We start from the raw sequence: 15,733 nt of genomic DNA, 5'->3' as shown, positions 1-15,733 counted from the left end.
TCACGTCGCGCAACGACGCCGCCCAAAGCTCCAGCGTCGCCTCGATCGATGCCACCATCGCCATGACCTCCTCGTCATGGCTCCCTATCGATTCAGACTTCCATCAGAAACGCAACTGTAATGCTAGACGGGCGAGGCGGCGTTGCATCGGCAACTCGGGTACGCAAGGCTCATCCGCGAATCGTCACCACCAACTTAGTTCGGCAGGTGGCATCGCGGGCGAAAGCTCGTCTCATCCGCAAGACGGAACCCTCATGACGACACCCGCTGACTACCGACGCATCCTAGAAGACAAGCTGGACTACATGGTCGACGATGGCCATGGAATGACAATCTACGTGCTCGATGGATTCGTGTTCGGCCTCCTGGCATGTCCTGGAGAAGTGCCGACAGTGTCGAAGTGGTTCAGGCAGGTCTACAGCAGACCCGAAAGTCCTGAAGGCTATTTTCCGTTCGACGGGATCGACGAGATGCAGGAATTGCTTGAACTCGCCATATGCCACTACAATACCGTCGCAGAAGCGATCGACGGCCCGAACTACCTGTATCAGCCGATGTTCTGCGAATTGGAGGGCGAATACATTAATTGCGACGAGTGGGTCGAGGGCTTTGCCCGTGCCGTGGATCTCCACCCCGATGGTTGGGAGATCTATCGAAACGGCGAGAACGGGGACCTGTCGCAAGCTCTCGAACACCTTGCCGAACTCAACCGCATCGTCCAAGGAGACACCGTCCTATCGGAAGATGAGCAGGAGGAGCTGAACGATGCCGCGCCGCATCTGATAACCGCCTATGCAAGAACCCTCGTCGATCCAGCCGGCATCCGTTTTGCGGCGAATGACGAGCACCCACGCAGGTCAGGGCGCCGCATCAAGCGTCGAAAGAGCGAGAGCATCAGAGAAACAGTGGCAAAGCGCCTCGTCGTCAGCTGACGCTCATATTGAACGACGGCCTGTGATACGGAGCAGGCAACGATCCATAGTGTCCCCGCAAATCGACCGATCGCGAAGATATCCCGCTTCGCGTCCAGTCCACTGAGCTGCAGATCGTCGCCAGCCACGGCGACTGATCTCTTTGGCAGCTTTGCGATCGTCGATGACGTCCGGCGAGGGGAAGGATGAGCTAACGACGACCGTGCGCTGGTGACGATCCGGACAGATCATCCGGCATCTCGTCCCACTGCTCAGTCGGCAGACTCGGCAAGCCGTTCAAGATGGCAAGCGCAGCTGCGGGGTTCCCCCGGCTTGCTCTCCGACGCATAAGCTCCAACGCGCTTCGATGCCTAAGCGCCTCCGAGACGATCGCGCCTACCAGTGCATCGACCGATGTTCCTTCCTGCGAGGCGACTTCCCGTGCTTCTTCCAGAAGGTCATCGGGCAAGCGAACGACTTGCTGGTTCATTTCGGGGTCCTTTCCAAGCGGAACTCGCGGACGAAATCGGCTGCAGACCTGGGAGCAATCCCGAATGCCGCAACATCCGGATGCCTGAAATGCCTGTCGTCGGTGACGATAACACGAGCACCTGCCGCCAGGCGCATTCTATGATCAGGTCGTCCTTCGGGTCATCCAGGAAAGGACGAAATCGGAACCACGGATGCGTCTCATATGCCATCGAAGCTATCGCATCGAGAATGGTGTCGATCATTCCAGCTTCAATCCCCAGCCCCTCCAGGGAACTCGGACGTTTCAAAACGTCCTCGTATTCCAAGATCAAGGATGGGGTCGCAGCGAAGGCGAGCTGGCCGGCGAGCATGGCCTTCAGGATCGCGCCCGACGCGCCAGCGTTCGAGCGAACCCCTCGCAAGATAACATTCGTATCGACGACGATCATGCGTGACCTTCGAGGATGATAAGGCGTGCGGGAAGGAAGAAGACAAGTCCGATAGTCAGCCTCTGGAGCCGATAGCCGGCGTTACGCCGTCGGACACCATCCGCAGTTCATCCGTCCCGCACGCTTGCCTCGTTGCCTGTATCTAACGAGAAGTCTGGCAATTTCCAAAGACGCATGTCTGCCGCACCATCGCGTATTGGTGGTTACCCGCTACAAGTGCTTCGCGGGTGGTCCCGTCGCTTTATGCCCCGCCTCGACAGCCACTCCCCAGGACTTCCATTAACCATGCATCGCGGTCGCGGCTTGTAGAAGCCCGCGCCGAAACCACATGGCGATTCCCTCAATGGATCTAGGTCGGTGGTCGCTTGCTGAACGACGTGACGCTTACCGTGCGCCGGATCCGTGTCCGCGCCTTCGGGAGCCTATGTGCCTCGACGAGACGATCAGTCGATCCCAAGCACCTCAGTCGACCCAGGCGAAGCGACACCCGAAATGGTACGCTTGATCGCTCAAGGAGCCGCCCGTATGACGCACGGCTTCCGCGAATCAGCCCCAAGAAATTCACAAGTTGAGTCAACAACTTGTCGTAAGTGACTCGTCGGACTCGATTTTCCTGTTTCAGGCAAGTCGATTATTTTCGCTTTCCGATTTGAAAAGCGGAGCGTTCGCGAGGCATCCTTCTTGGGAAGGTGATTCGCGAACGGGGTTCGATCGGTGTCGGAGAATACGGCGGCAGAGGTTGCGGAAACGAAAACGCGCCGGTCGTTAGCAGCGACCGACGCGTAATTCGATGTGGACGAGGTCGGTTAGCAGCCGACGCGTCCGCAGTCCGGGGACCGCTCGCAGCAACAACCCTGCAAGCATCAAGATCATCACCAACCAGGAGGGAAGACCCACCCAGAAGACCAGGAAGGAAGACCCCACCCAGTAGAAACCAAGAAGTCCCGACGGATCGGAACGACCAAGGCGACGTGTCGTGAGGACACGCGAGCGGAGAGATGCGTCGCGGAATACCGCGAAACATCCAAACGCGAGCAAGCACAAGCCTAGCCGCAGCATGCATGCACGCAAGAACAAACGAACGAACGCACAAGGGAGCGAACGAACGAAGAAGCACCGGAAAGCAGACGACCGCAGGAACGAACGACCGCAAGGACCATCGAACTCAGGAACAAGCAACCGCAGGGACTAGCGACCGCAAGAACCATCGAACGCAAGGACCAACCAATGCGCGCCATGAGGATGGGCTCGGAGACCGATTCGGTCAAGCCCTCCCGGCGCCAAGGCACTGCTTTGCCGAAACGCCAGGAGGGACGATGCAAAAGGACAGGGAAAAGGAGGCTCAGGGCGCCTACGGGATCCGGCACAGGGCCGGCAAGGTGCTCGACCGCGGGCCGCTGGAAGTGGCCGGAAACAAGAAGCACGTTCGCAAGAACTCCTTCCGAGACCGACTGCCGGATCTGCTGAAGGGCTCGGAAGTCCGGAAGATCCGCACGAGGAGCCGCCTCGGATATACCGGAGCCGTGCCGATGACTCGCATCGGCCGGAAGGTCATCTCGGGAGAGTCGCTCCTCGAGCTGGATTTCCTCCTCGTCGTGGACGACGTCGTGGGCGACCTCGCCGACGTCGTCGCGCAGCCGATGAGCTTCCGCCTGCCGCTCGGGCGCAAGGGATCGACCTGGATCCCGGACTTCCTCGTCGTCCACCAGGATGGCCCGAGCGAACTGGTAGAGGTGAAGACCGAGAAGACGCTTCATCCCGCCGACGTCGATCGCCACACCGCCATCCGCGCCCGGGTCGAGGCGATGCGGGCCGCGGCGAACGGCGCCGGTTACCGGTTCCGGCTGGCGACCGAGCGCGAGATCCGGGTCCAGCCACGCCTCGCCAACGCACGCCTCGTGCATCACCTCATGAACCCCTTCCTCAAGACGCACGACCTGCGGGCAGGCGCGGCGGCCCTGGCCGACCTGCCCGACGCGACGGACGTCGCCGCCTTCGCCGCCAGTCTCCCACCCCACCTGCGTCCGCTCGCCCTGATGCTGGCCGTCAACCTCGAGCGCGGCCGCATGCTCGCCTTCGACCGCACCAGCCCGATCGGCCCCTCGGCCTCCTTCCGCATCCGCAGGAATTCCCGATGAAAGCCTCCGTGAACGTCAGGACCGGACAGCGCGTCCGGATCAATGGCCTTTCTCACATCGTGAGCCACTCCACGGAGTTCGGAAGGGTCTTCGTCTGCGCTCACAACGGCAACGAGATGTCGCTCTCGACCAGTGCCCAGCGCCAGATGATCGGCGACGGAAGGATGACCTCGGAGGCTGCGGCCCAGGCTCTCGACCGCAATACCCAGATCGCGCTGCAGACGGATTGGACGGCGTTCTCCGAGGCCGAGCAGATGAAGGCGCGCCGTCGGCAGCCCTACGTCAAGGCCGTCGACGACCTCGACTTCCGCGTGCGCGACAAGGCAGAGCACAGGAAGGAGGCGATCGCCCGGGCACATGCGACCTCGCCCATTCCGCTGTCGAAGATGCCATCCCTCGTCAGCGTCAATCGGTGGTGGAAAAGGTGGCTCGCCTCCGGACGGGACATCCGCGCCCTGGTGCCTGGGGACGCCGCCAAGGGCAACAGGACGCCGCGCCTGCCGAAGTGGGTGCACGAGGAGATCGAGCGTGCGATCGACGAGGCCTACGCCTGCGATCCGCCCGGTTCCATCGCCGCCGCCCAGGAACGCGCCCGCGACCTCGTGCTGCTGAGAGCCCACAGGGAGGGACTGCCGCTCCCCGTCGGCGCCAAGGAGATCATCGGCAAGCACGTCGTCAAGCGGGCGATCGCCAGGCGCAGCCGATACGAGCTGGACGTCGTCCGCTACGGCCGCAGGCAAGCCGACCGCAACGCCGCCATGGTCGGCGCGGGGCCGTCCGCCGAGCGTTACTTCCAGGAGGTCGAGATCGACCATTCCGTCCTCGACCTCCTCGTCGTCGACGAGGACGGCATCGTGCTGGGAACGCCCTACATCACGATCCTGATCGACCGTTACACGCGGATGATCCTCGGATTCTCGCTCTCCTTCGTGCCCCCTTCCTGGGTCAGCGTCATGGACGCCCTCCAGATGGCCGTGCTGCCGAAGGAGCCGGTCATCGACCGGATCTGCAGGGGACGCGAGAGGCCGGAGAAGGACTGGCCCGTCGTCGGAGTGCCGGGAACCCTGTTCGTGGACCGAGGAGCCGAGTTCCGGTCGGTCTCCATGCAGGGCTGCGAGCAGGCGCTCGGCATGACCGTCGTCGACCTTCCACCCGGCGGGCCCGAGAAGAAGGGCAAGGTCGAGAGATCCTTCGGAATCTTCAACAAGAAGGTGTTTCACCGCACGCCCGGAACCAAGTTCGCGAGCGTCGCGCAGCGCAAGAAGAACAACCACGACGCGGAGGGGCAGGCCTGCCTCACGCTCGGCCACGTGCGCTGGTGCATCCTTCATCACATCGTCGACGTCTACAATCAGGAGAAGCATCCCAGAACCGGGCAGAAGCCTATCGACCGCTGGAACGCCAGCGTCGACGCCTATGGACCGCTTCCGGGACCCGAGCCGGAGACCATCGGCCAGTACGTCGGCGTCACCCCCGTCAGGAAGCTGACGAGGGAGGGCATTCGATACGAGACGCTCCGCTGGAATTCCAATGCCCTCCAGGCGCTGCGCGACCGGCAGGGCAACGGCGACGTCGTCGTCCGCATCGACAACAACGATCTCTCCGTCGCCTGGGCGCTCGACGAGACCTCCGGGCGCTGGATCCCCGGAGATCTCGTCTCGGGAGACGGGGTCGACGGCATGACCCTCGACGAGTTCAAGCAGGGCCGGAAGGCCCGCCGGGCCGCCGAGAGCTTCGACGCCGACGACGAGCTTTCCAAGGCCAGGGCACGGGAGCGCATCCGGGGATCGATCGACGAGGTGCGCAAGGCGCCGGACAAGCGGAAGGCGCCCAGGCCCTTCCGCGAGGACGGCCGCAAGGCTGCCGAGCACGTCCGTCCCGACCGCTTCGACCCGGAGGCATCGGCACTGCCGATGGCCGACCACGACATGGACGTCGCGCCCGACCTGGCGACGCAGGACGCCCGTGGCCCGTGGAGGGAAACCGTCCTTCCGCCTCTCGCCGCGGCTCGCCAACCCGTCACGGCCGACCGGTCGCCCAAGATCGACGACGACGAGGCGAATGCCGCGTCCGTCGAAACGCCCGAGCCTTCGCCGGCACCGCTCTCGAAGCCTCCGCAGGCCCAACCCTTCACGATCACGAGGCGCAAATGACCTGGACCGACACCCCGAAGGCAGACCGCATCGCGCACATCGGCAGGACGGTGGTCGCGACCCCGACGCACGTGGAGACCATGTCGGTCTTCAGGAAGGCGTTCGAGCGCTTCGGCACCAGGCGCGAGGGCATGGTCTCGTTCGTCCTGGCCGAGACCCGCGCCGGAAAGACCACGGCGATCGAGGAGTTCATGCACGAGGTCGCCGCCGAGATCGGCGGGTCCGTCGGCACCGGAACGACGGAGGTCGAGCGTAACGAGGGCAGCGCCGTCATGTCCGTGGTCGTGGTGCGCGACACGTTCCTCGAGCGCCCGGTCATCAAGGTCGCGGTGGATGCCCTGCCGAGCTACAAGGCATTGTTCGGCGACGTCCTGACGGCGGTCCTCGGCGCGAAGCCGGCGCGCCAGATGTCCACGGTCCAGATGAAGGCCGCTCTGTCCCGCCAGCTCGCCGCGCAGAAGACCCGGCTGCTGGTCTTCGACGAGGTCCAGCACATCTCCGAGCATCGCGGCCCCGAAGGCATCTACAAGGCGGCCGACGTCTTCAAGGAGCTGATGAAGACGACCGGCGTCCAGATCGTGCTCGTCGGACTGGAGCACGCGGAAGAGATCCGCTCCGTCAACGGGCAGATCGAGGAGATGACGGTGCAGGTCCACCGCATCGAGCCCTACGCCGCACCGACCGAAGAGAAGGCCGAGTTCGTCAAGCTTCTGCGCGGTCTCGAGGGAGAAATGCCGTTCGACGAGCCGTCCGACATCGGCAGCCTCGACGTGGCTCTGCGGATCCACGCCCACACGAACGGCTTCGTCGGCCGCATAGCGCACCTGCTGACGGACGCCGTCGAGCACGCGATCGAATCGGGTCTCGATCGCGTCGACCGCGCCGTGCTGGCGAGCGTCGTCAAGCGCTATCGAGGCATACCGGATGCCCTGAACCCCTTCCTCGTCGAGGATCACGAGGTCGCGACGATCCGTGCGGCCAAGAAGAAGGCCGTGAGGCAAGCTCGCGAGGCGGCGGAGGTTCGGCAGACCAAGGCAGCCGGCGTCCGGCAGAGGCGCCGCAACCTGGGGACGCGTGGCGGATGATGGAGCGGACGAACTGGCTTCCACCGGTCTGGGTGCGTCCGGAACCGGACGAGCCGCTCCATGGCGTCATGCTGCGGCTCTGCGAGACGAACGGCCTGCCTCAGATGAGCCACCTCGAACTCGCCGCCGGCATATCGCTGGCGCGTGTCCGCGGCGGCGAGCAGGCGGACGCCGTGGCCCGCATGCTGAGATGCGAAAGCGCTTCCCTCGAGCCCCATCTGTGGCGCCGTCCGACCCCGAACTATCGGTCGTGGAATGGCGTCCTCGTCAGCGTCGTGCGTGATGCCGACTTCGTTCATCGCCGGGTTTGCCCGGGATGCTTGAACGAGAAGGCTTATCATCGCTTCCACTGGGACGTCTCGGCCGTATCGTCCTGCTTGGCGCATGACCGCCTTCTCGTCGGGTCATGCTCGTGCGGCAAGGCGCTGTCCTGGCGCGACGGGGCGCTCGGGAAGTGTCGGCACTGCGAGAGCGGATCCGTGCACGACGTTCCGCCCTCGGCACCGCATCCCAATGCCGCGGCGTTCGACGCCTATCTGCTGGGGCGCCTGGGAGCTGCTCCGAAGGTGCCGAATGCCGTGTTCGATCCGCTCTCCATCCGTGACGCCTGCGATGTCGCAGGTCGCATCGGCGTGCTGGACATCCTCGGCTATCGGCCCCGGTGGACGGAGGTCAGGGATGCCGACATGCCGGTGGCCGTCGTCCGCGGCAGGGGGTACGCCATCCTGACCCAGGACCGCCTCGGCGAGACGCTGGAGCGCGTCTGGACGGAGTTCCAGGAAAAGCACCGTCCCAAGCGTTCTGCCGAGGGCGATCGCCCGAGGATCGATCATGCCTACGGCTGGGTCGTGCCGTGGTTCCGACATCACGGCGGAGAGGTTCTGGTGCCGCAGATCGCCGCGGCCATCGTGCGTCACGCCTCGTCGAAGTTCATGCTGACGGCCGGCACGTTTCCGAGCGTCGAGCGATCGGGCGAGACCCTGAACCTCAGCCAGGCTAGGGCGGTCTGCGGCACCTCGGCCCGGACGCTGCGTCGGCTCCTGATCATGGAGGGCTTCCTTCCGACGCAGCTGAAGAAGGGCAGCCCGCTGCGCATCGAGCGAACGGTCGTCGATCGCGTCGCCGCCGACTTCGCGCAGGCGCTGACGCAGGCGGACCTCGTCGCAACTACCGGACTGTCGATCTGGGCGGTCGAGAACCTCTGCAAGGCGGATGCGATCCCGTGCTGGCTGAAGGGAGGAGGGGTCGCGTTCCATCAGTATCGGTTCCGCCGAAGCGACGTCGAGCTGTGGATGCGGGAGCTTCTCGAAGGGGCGCCGAAGGTCGGAACACGGCCGGTCGGAGCCGTCGCACTCTGCGACTACGCGGCCGAGCTGGGCATTCCCACGACCGAGACCATAGCGCTCCTGCGGCGAGGAGAGCTGCAGCTCGTCTCGACCGCCGGCGAGGATCGCACGTTCGCGGACACCTTCGTCGCCAGCATGCCGTCCGAGGCCGCCGACATCGTCTCGGCGACGACCGTGTCGATGACGCTCGGCCTGGCCAAGCCAATCGTAGAGGAGCTGGCCGAAGCCGGGCTGATCCAGCGCCGGCAGGCGCCGCTTCATCATCGGCGCGAGACCCGGAACTTCTTCTCGCGTCGATCGATGGACGACCTGCAACGGGCCGTGACGGCCGCCGCGGAGCCGTGGGAGGCCGGTAGCGATCACCGCAAGCGTTCCAAGATCCGGCTGACGAAGGCCGTTAGGCGCTACGAGGACAAGGTGTCCTGGGTAGCCGTCCTAAGCGCGATCAAGGAGGGGCGGCTGAAAGCCTTCGTCGATCCGGAGTGCAGCCCGACGATGGCGGCATCGCTGTTCCTCGACGATGCAAGCAACCTTCAGGCGCTTGCATCGGACGCCGGCGAGAAGGGCGTCGCGAGGAAACTGAACATCGCGGAGGCCGCCGTATACCTGGGAACGAACACAGGTGCCGTTTCCGCCTTTCGGAAGGCGGGCCTGCTCGGCAAGGCCGACGAGCACCTCGGCGTGGATTTGGACGAACTGCAGGCGTTCAGGGACCGCTACATCCTGTCCGGCGAGATCGTGGAACGAACGGGGACGAGCTGGTTCACCTTGACTAGCACTTTGGCTTCGGCCGGCATCCATCCGGCGCGGGAGTGGATCTCGGGCTTGAAGGTGTCGCGGCGGATCTACGATAGGGCTGCGGTTGAAGGCTTCATCCAAATCCCGGCAAATGCGCCAGGCCTTCAGAGTTCGCATCGCGGTTGATTGCGTCTATATTAGCCTCATGTCCTCGCTGAGAACTCTGCCAGTCGATCAAACGGCCCAAGCGCTCGATACCTTCGTCCGTTCCGTTCGCGGCGCCTACGGACAGCGGCTGAAGCGCGTCATGCTCTTCGGCAGCCGTGCACGTGGAGAGGCTCGCGAAGACAGCGATTTCGATGTGGCAGTGGTGCTCGATACGATCACGAGCAGATCGGCCGAACGCAACATACTTTCGGATCTAGCCTACGATATCATGATCGAGACATCTCTCGAGATCCAGCCGTGGCCGATCTCCGAGGACGAATGGTCCGATCCCGATCGACATGCCAACCCCTTTCTCGTCCGCTCCATGCGACGTGATGGAGTCGCACTAAGCCTGCAGCTTGATCAACAAAAATGCTGTCGGAATTCTGTCGTAGGGCTTAGTGCTTCTAAAATCGAAGAGCTTCGACCCGAGATGGACATGAACAGAACGGCACATCGAACATCGGTTGGCCTATCTCGGACCGAGATGCCGTCGAGACACCTGCCCCCCATCATCACCTCCACACTACAGTCGATCTTCGATCCGAGGTCGATCTGGCTCTTTGGAAGCAGGGCCAGAGGCGACAACCGTCCAGACAGCGACTGGGACGTCCTCGTAGTCGTGGACGACGCTCATGAGGACATGACGGATCCGATCAAGGGGTGGGAAGCGACTTATATCCTGCACGATCTGGGCATTGAGACGACGATCCTCGTCACCACTGAAAGCGATCTCGAAGACATCTGGGGCTTGCCGAACACGATCGGCTACGACCTTGCCCGGGAGGGAGTGAAAATCCATGTCGCTGGAAATGCAGATTGCCTCCAGCCTGCGCCTCGCCGCAGCCAACCTGAGAAGTGCGGAGGTGCTGAAGCAGGAAAATCTGCGGACCGCGCCGACCTTGGCAGCGCAAGGCGTTGAACATCTGATCCTCGCCCTTTGCGATGCGGAGAATATCCACGTAGCCCGCACGGAACAACATCAGCTCGAGGCGATCCGGAGAAAGCTCCCGGACGAAAACTCACTCAAGTCCGAGTTACGGGAGACGACTTGGCTCGAAGCGTATTCGACAACTTACAGGTATCCTAGAACGAAAGGGCGCCTCGCTGCTGAGCCTGATGTTGCCAAGTTCAATAAGGCGCTTGAGAATGCCTGGCGTATTCTCGAAGTTGTCACTTCGCATTTCGGGGTCGATCCCGACGCTAACGACAAGCCAGCCATGCACTCAAGGCCGCCGCGATCCGACGGAGATGGCTCAGGCGGCTCGATGTCGGGCGGACCCCGATGAAGGCAACGCGGCGTCGCCGTGATCTTTCGCCCCAGCGAAGCTTACCGGGCCTGGGTCACCGCTATGGATGCGCGAGTTCCTCGGCAGGGCGTCATTGATCGGATCGTCGCAAAGCGGCGCCGTGGCAATCGATGGGATCGATAGCCTGAAGTGAGTCCCGATGACGCACGAACCCAGATAGGCATCCGTTTGCCAGTTCACAAAGTTCGAAGTTCACCTAAGCGCATGAGCCTCAACATGCATCGCCTGAAGAACATCCTCTTCACATTCTCCACCGACGAAGGCGATGAGGACTACAATAATTGCGCAGAGTTAAAATTCGAGAGCGTCGATGGAGGTCAACGCGTCACGTGGTCGCCGATAGGGGAGAGCTTGTTCGCCTCATCGTACAAATATTATCCTGATCTCGAATCAATAGAGCGTGACAATGGTGATATATTCTCGCGATACGGTACTTCCGGCTTCAGTCTAGGACGCTACCATGAGTTCTTAATCGATCCTGCACCATTTATGCCGCACCAATGGGAAGCGCCTAAGTTCTGGGTGCAGATAGGAAACAGCGCTGAAGCGTCGTTTGGCTACGCAACCCCATTAATGGCGTTTCTCTTTGAAGGCCCACGACCAAGGGGGCCAAGAGTGGCCTGAGCTGGCCACTGTCCGCATCTACGGTCCTGATAAGGCCAAGGTCGAACCTGTCATCGTAAGTGCTTTTCGCGCTCACCAACGACGTATGGGCACGTGGCCCAAAATTTATGATCTTGATCCTTGGAGGGGAGATGACGAGTCTGAGATCGATCTAGCAGGCTGTTGAAGAAGTCGCTCGCGCGGGCGGTTCTGGCGTGATTCATTCCGCCCGGAAGCGAGGGGCGGATGCGCGGGACGGACAAGCGAGCGGGAGAGCTGTTCTCCTATGTGGACCTGGAGAAGCGGGTTCGGCCCGACCACCCGCTGCGGCTGATCCGGGACTTTGCCAATGCGGCACTGGTGTCGCTGTCGAGCGACTTCGCCGCGCTTTACTCCGGACTTGGGCGGCCGTCGATCGCGCCGGAGATGCTGCTGCGGGCGATGCTGCTACAGGCGTTCTATTCGATCCGCTCGGAGCGCCAGTTGATGGAGCGACTGGAGTTCGACCTTCTGTTTCGTTGGTTTGTCGGGCTCGGCGTTGATGATCCGGTCTGGAACCACTCTACCTTCTCGAAGAACCGCGACCGGCTCCTGGATGGGGCGATCGCGGCCAAGTTCCTGGGCGCAGTGCTGGCGCAGCCACGCGTGAAGAAGCTCTTGTCGAGCGACCACTTCTCGGTGGATGGCACGCTGATCGAAGCCTGGGCTTCGATGAAGAGCTTCAGGCCGAAGGACGGTCCGCACGATCCCCCGCCCGAGGGCGGCGGGCGTAACCAAGACGCGGACTTCCATGGCGAGAAACGGTCGAACGCCACACATGCCTCGGCCACGGACCCGGAGGCGCGGCTTTATCGCAAGGGGGCGGGCAAGGAAGCCAGGCTCTGCTTCATGGGACATGCCTTGATGGAGAACCGCTCCGGTCTCCTGGTCTCCTCCTGCCTGACACCCGCCGACGGACATGCCGAGCGCGTCGCGGCGCTGGCGATGATCGAGGTTTATGGCGATCGCTCGAGAGCCGCGACGCTGGGCGCCGACAAAGGCTTTGATGCCCAGGACTTCGTCAACGAGCTGCGCTCGATGGGAGTGACGCCGCACGTGGCGCAGAACAATGCGGGCCGACGATCGGCCATTGACGGACGCACGACCCGGCACGAGGGCTATGGGATAAGCCTGCGCATCCGCAAGCGCATCGAGGAGGCGTTCGGCTGGATCAAGACGGTGGCGGGCCTGCGCAAGAGCCGGTTCCGCGGGGTCGAGCGAACGGGCTGGGCCTTCTCCTTCGCGGCGGCCGCATACAACCTCATCCGCCTCCGCAAGCTCTTGGCGGCATCGCCGTGAGCGCGCCGGCAGGGTGCAAGCTCGTCGGGCGCTGGCGGATCGTTGAGGCCGATCTGTGGGACCGCGATCACCTCGATCTCTGCGGCCCCGCCACGATGACCATCGGTCCCGAGAACCACGGCGAGATCGCCTTTGGCGCCCTGCAAGCTAGCCTCGATCTCGGCTACAGCCCCTCAACGGTCTCCTTCACCTGGATCGGTGACGACGACATGCACGACGTCTCCGGTGACGGCTTCGCCGAACTCCTCGATGACGGCTCGGTCGAGATCACCTTCGCTTACGCCCACGGCGACGAAGCCACCCTCAAGGCCGTTCGAGCAACTTCTTCAACACCCTGCTAGATTCAGACTATGAGGACCAAGAGCGGCTCGGAGCCGATCTGGATCCACTTCGCTTCCTTAACTCCGCTATGACACAACCGGATAGCACAGCATCATGCATGTATCTTTACCGCATACTGGAGTTCTATGCATTTTTCGCAATCCTAGATAAAATTGGTAATCTCCGTGATGACGTGTCGCTCAGTGACTTAGAATTTTCACGGCGCATGGCTGAAACTATGTTTCGTGACGAAAAAGGCCAAATTCAGCGGCTGGTTCAAACACTGGCAGATCGACCCTTGCTGGATGCAGCTCTCGATTTCGGTATCATCACTTCTCCTACAGCGTCTCAGCTTGGTGATGCTTTGTATGCCTTTCGCAACTCGATCGTTCACGGGAAATACGGCTCAGGTTTTGCGATGCATTCGGATCCTGTTATTGGATCGATGAGTGTTTCATCTAGATGGCGCCCCATCCTCCTTGATCTGGCGAATAAATCGATAAATCATTTTGGAGCGCGAAGCTGATCTTAATACGTCAGGCTAGGATGTAGTCGCCTACCACAGCGAGGTTCGGGCAGGGATGTCTTCCTCGACGATCTCCGCCGATGACGATGGCCCGCCCAAGTTGATGACAGACTCCGGCAGGTCGTACAGGACGGGGCGGGGGTTCGGGACGCCAGTGACATAGGCGTCCCGCGCACGACAGAGCGCCTCAAGTCCTTCGGAAACCGATGCGACCGCCTTCTCGTAGCGCGTGCGCGTCTCCGAGGCCACACCGCGGGCACTCACAAGCACGTCGGCGACGCCTGCGAGATCCTCGCGATCGAACACCCACGGCTTGGCCGCAACGAGGCGAACGGCCGTCTCGCCCAGGATCCGCTCGCCTTCCTGCTGCGAGCACCCGCGGAAGCGGACATCGTGGATCGTCCCGTCGCGCAGGATCGCCGTCTCGCGATGGCCCTCGACGAGTTCACCTGCCTGCCTGAAGCCGCTCCTGCGCCGCGTCGGCCTGACGACGAAGCCTTGGGCCTTCCTCATCGGACCGAGCAGCAGGACGCCCAACGCGCTGTCCACCGCATGTTCGGTCGGGGCGGCGATCGCAGCCATGTCCATCGCCTCCAGCTTACGCGTCACCTTGTCGGGGAGGCGCGAGAGGATCTCGGCATAGGTCTCCTCGACGGAGGCGACCTGCGCATCGTCCCGGACGAGCGCGTCGGCTTCCCTGAGCCAGTCCTCGAGCCGATAGCGCATGCTGCCACGTTCGCCCTGGAGAAGATGCGTCAGGATCTCCTCTCCCAGACGATCGATCACCATCCTCCCGATCTCTCCTGCGATGTGCCGCCAGGCTCTGACATCGATACCCGGACGGGATTCCACCTCGTCGAAAGCGTGCATCTCGGGCTGGTCGAGGACGTGGACGACCATCCCCCGCCCACTGACTGAAGCGGAGGTGAGCGATCGCTCCCAACCCCGGCGTCTCGTCCGATCCCCCTCCAACGCGGTCTGGAACCCGAAAATCTTCCACGAGGCCGTGCCGTCCGCCCCGCAGACGTCGACCAGGGTCTCGTCGCGGAAGCGGCCGCGATAGGCGAAGCGGCAGGTCCACCGACCACCATCAGGAAGCACGCCCTCGAACCGCAACGCGCCGACCTCGGGCGTATCGAGAGCCCTGCGACGTTCGTCGAGCCAGGTCTCGCCAGCCTTGCGGGGAAGCTTGGGGAGGTCGTTCGACCAGCTCTCGCCCGCGACCGAAGCCATCCACTCCCTGGCGCTCCGGACGAGGTCGACGTCGATCAAGCCGGCGGCCGCGGCAGGATCTCCAAGGGAAACGACATGCTTTGAAGATGTATCGTCCATCCGAGCCGCTCCCGTGCCAGGCATCCACGAATCGACGCCTAGACCGAGCCTGCTGCCTCCAGCGGCAAGATGGAAGCCGATGGCTCACGGCTTGTCTGCGGCGACGCTCCCAGGGACAGGGCTGATCGTTCGCGGACCACGCAAAAGACCTGAGTCCAAACCAGAGCGATCCCGGAAGATCCCGATCGAGTTCGGAACGCTGCGCAGAATGTCAGTTTATGCGGTGAGGAGTCGGAAAGGCGACCATCTTATGCGATCCAGGAAGATCACTTTATCAGATCCGACTTCGCCTTGGATGATGACGATATTGATCTAAGTGGTCCAACTTATGCGATAATCTACAATAGTCGAAGAACTGCGGACGGCGGGGCGCGAAAGCGTCGCCGCCGTTTTCGTTTGCGGCGGGGGCGGCGAAGCGTGGTGGCAGGCGAAGGCGGCGCGGGCGAACAAGGCGCGGCGGCGAGGGGCAAGGCGAAACCGAGGACGCGGCCGGTCGAGACCCTCCTGACGGAGCGGCTTCTGGCGGTGCTGCGCCGGGAGGTGAAGGCGCTGGAAGGCGGCGCGGAAACCGGCGAGAAGGCGCGCATCGACGCCATCGCGCTGGCCACGCGCACGCTGGAGAAGCTGATCGAGCTGAAGCGGCTCGACGGTGCGGAGACGGCGCAGAGCGAGGGCGAGGAGGCGGAAGGGCGGCGGCTTCGGGACGAGCTGATGCGGCGGCTGCGGCTGATCGACGAGGCGCGGGGCGGCCGGCTCCTCGGCGATGCCGGTGCGGCCCGTGGCTGAGCCGGAGGGCGCCAACGAT

At 63.1% G+C, this 15,733-nt stretch carries 14 protein-coding genes; 11 read left to right on the top strand and 3 right to left on the bottom strand.

Going from position 1 to position 15,733, the window contains the following annotated elements:
• Nucleotides 1-932 (top strand): UPF0149 family protein (locus FZN60_RS27540; RefSeq protein WP_210253439.1); only part of this gene is annotated, 932 nt, incomplete at its 5' end.
• 190 nt (nucleotides 933-1,122) lie between these two features.
• On the opposite strand, the gene FZN60_RS29385 is transcribed toward FZN60_RS27540, so the two are convergent.
• Together FZN60_RS29385 and FZN60_RS27530 are read right to left on the bottom strand one after the other, a co-directional pair.
• Nucleotides 1,123-1,401 (bottom strand): Arc family DNA-binding protein, encoded by a 279-nt coding sequence (locus FZN60_RS29385; RefSeq protein ID WP_158877449.1) that lies wholly within the window; start codon nucleotides 1,399-1,401, stop codon nucleotides 1,123-1,125.
• Nucleotides 1,370-1,831, bottom strand: coding sequence for a PIN domain-containing protein (locus tag FZN60_RS27530; RefSeq protein ID WP_199266671.1), 462 nt, complete (start codon nucleotides 1,829-1,831; stop codon nucleotides 1,370-1,372). Before FZN60_RS27530 ends, FZN60_RS29385 begins: the two co-directional genes overlap by 32 nt.
• 1,316 nt (nucleotides 1,832-3,147) lie before the next feature.
• Between FZN60_RS27530 and FZN60_RS27525 the strand changes: the two genes are divergently transcribed.
• The 9 genes from FZN60_RS27525 (at nucleotide 3,148) to FZN60_RS27480 (ending at nucleotide 13,596) form a co-directional block, all read left to right on the top strand.
• Nucleotides 3,148-3,969, top strand: coding sequence for a TnsA endonuclease N-terminal domain-containing protein (locus FZN60_RS27525; protein ID WP_158877447.1), 822 nt, complete (start codon nucleotides 3,148-3,150; stop codon nucleotides 3,967-3,969).
• A gap of 59 nt (nucleotides 3,970-4,028) precedes the next feature.
• The gene (locus FZN60_RS27520) at nucleotides 4,029-6,122 is read left to right on the top strand and encodes a TnsB C-terminal domain-containing protein (RefSeq protein ID WP_158877445.1); all 2,094 of its coding nucleotides are present in this window, start codon (nucleotides 4,029-4,031) and stop codon (nucleotides 6,120-6,122) included.
• The gene (locus FZN60_RS27515; protein WP_158877443.1) at nucleotides 6,119-7,207 is read left to right on the top strand and encodes an ATP-binding protein; all 1,089 of its coding nucleotides are present in this window, start codon (nucleotides 6,119-6,121) and stop codon (nucleotides 7,205-7,207) included. Before FZN60_RS27520 ends, FZN60_RS27515 begins: the two co-directional genes overlap by 4 nt.
• A complete protein-coding gene (locus FZN60_RS27510) occupies nucleotides 7,204-9,477 on the top strand; it encodes a TniQ family protein (RefSeq protein WP_158877441.1) in 2,274 nt (757 codons plus the stop codon). The genes FZN60_RS27515 and FZN60_RS27510 overlap by 4 nt, the downstream gene beginning before the upstream one ends.
• Nucleotides 9,443-10,420, top strand: a complete 978-nt coding sequence (locus FZN60_RS29105; RefSeq protein WP_158877439.1) for a nucleotidyltransferase domain-containing protein — start codon at nucleotides 9,443-9,445, stop codon at nucleotides 10,418-10,420. The genes FZN60_RS27510 and FZN60_RS29105 overlap by 35 nt, the downstream gene beginning before the upstream one ends.
• A gap of 592 nt (nucleotides 10,421-11,012) precedes the next feature.
• Nucleotides 11,013-11,432 (top strand): hypothetical protein, encoded by a 420-nt coding sequence (locus FZN60_RS27495; protein ID WP_158877435.1) that lies wholly within the window; start codon nucleotides 11,013-11,015, stop codon nucleotides 11,430-11,432.
• A 225-nt stretch (nucleotides 11,433-11,657) separates the two neighbouring features.
• The gene (locus FZN60_RS27490; RefSeq protein ID WP_158877433.1) at nucleotides 11,658-12,749 is read left to right on the top strand and encodes an IS5 family transposase; all 1,092 of its coding nucleotides are present in this window, start codon (nucleotides 11,658-11,660) and stop codon (nucleotides 12,747-12,749) included.
• On the top strand, nucleotides 12,746-13,090 hold the full coding sequence (locus FZN60_RS27485) for a hypothetical protein (RefSeq protein ID WP_158877431.1): 345 nt from the start codon (nucleotides 12,746-12,748) through the stop codon (nucleotides 13,088-13,090). Before FZN60_RS27490 ends, FZN60_RS27485 begins: the two co-directional genes overlap by 4 nt.
• A gap of 98 nt (nucleotides 13,091-13,188) precedes the next feature.
• The gene (locus FZN60_RS27480) at nucleotides 13,189-13,596 is read left to right on the top strand and encodes a hypothetical protein (protein ID WP_158877429.1); all 408 of its coding nucleotides are present in this window, start codon (nucleotides 13,189-13,191) and stop codon (nucleotides 13,594-13,596) included.
• Nucleotides 13,597-13,626: 30 nt separating this feature from the next.
• On the opposite strand, the gene FZN60_RS27475 is transcribed toward FZN60_RS27480, so the two are convergent.
• Nucleotides 13,627-14,868: a hypothetical protein gene (locus FZN60_RS27475; RefSeq protein ID WP_210253438.1), complete on the bottom strand. Its 1,242-nt coding sequence runs from the start codon at nucleotides 14,866-14,868 to the stop codon at nucleotides 13,627-13,629.
• 477 nt (nucleotides 14,869-15,345) lie between these two features.
• On the opposite strand from FZN60_RS27475, the gene FZN60_RS27470 reads away from it, so the two are divergent.
• Nucleotides 15,346-15,714, top strand: a complete 369-nt coding sequence (locus FZN60_RS27470; protein ID WP_158877425.1) for a hypothetical protein — start codon at nucleotides 15,346-15,348, stop codon at nucleotides 15,712-15,714.
• Nucleotides 15,715-15,733: the final 19 nt, after the last annotated feature.

The organism is Antarcticirhabdus aurantiaca, from assembly GCF_009765365.1.
Lineage (GTDB): Bacteria > Pseudomonadota > Alphaproteobacteria > Rhizobiales > Rhizobiaceae > Antarcticirhabdus > Antarcticirhabdus aurantiaca.
The sequence above is the reverse complement of the archived record's forward strand: the minus strand, read 5'-3'. Positions and strand labels throughout refer to the sequence as shown.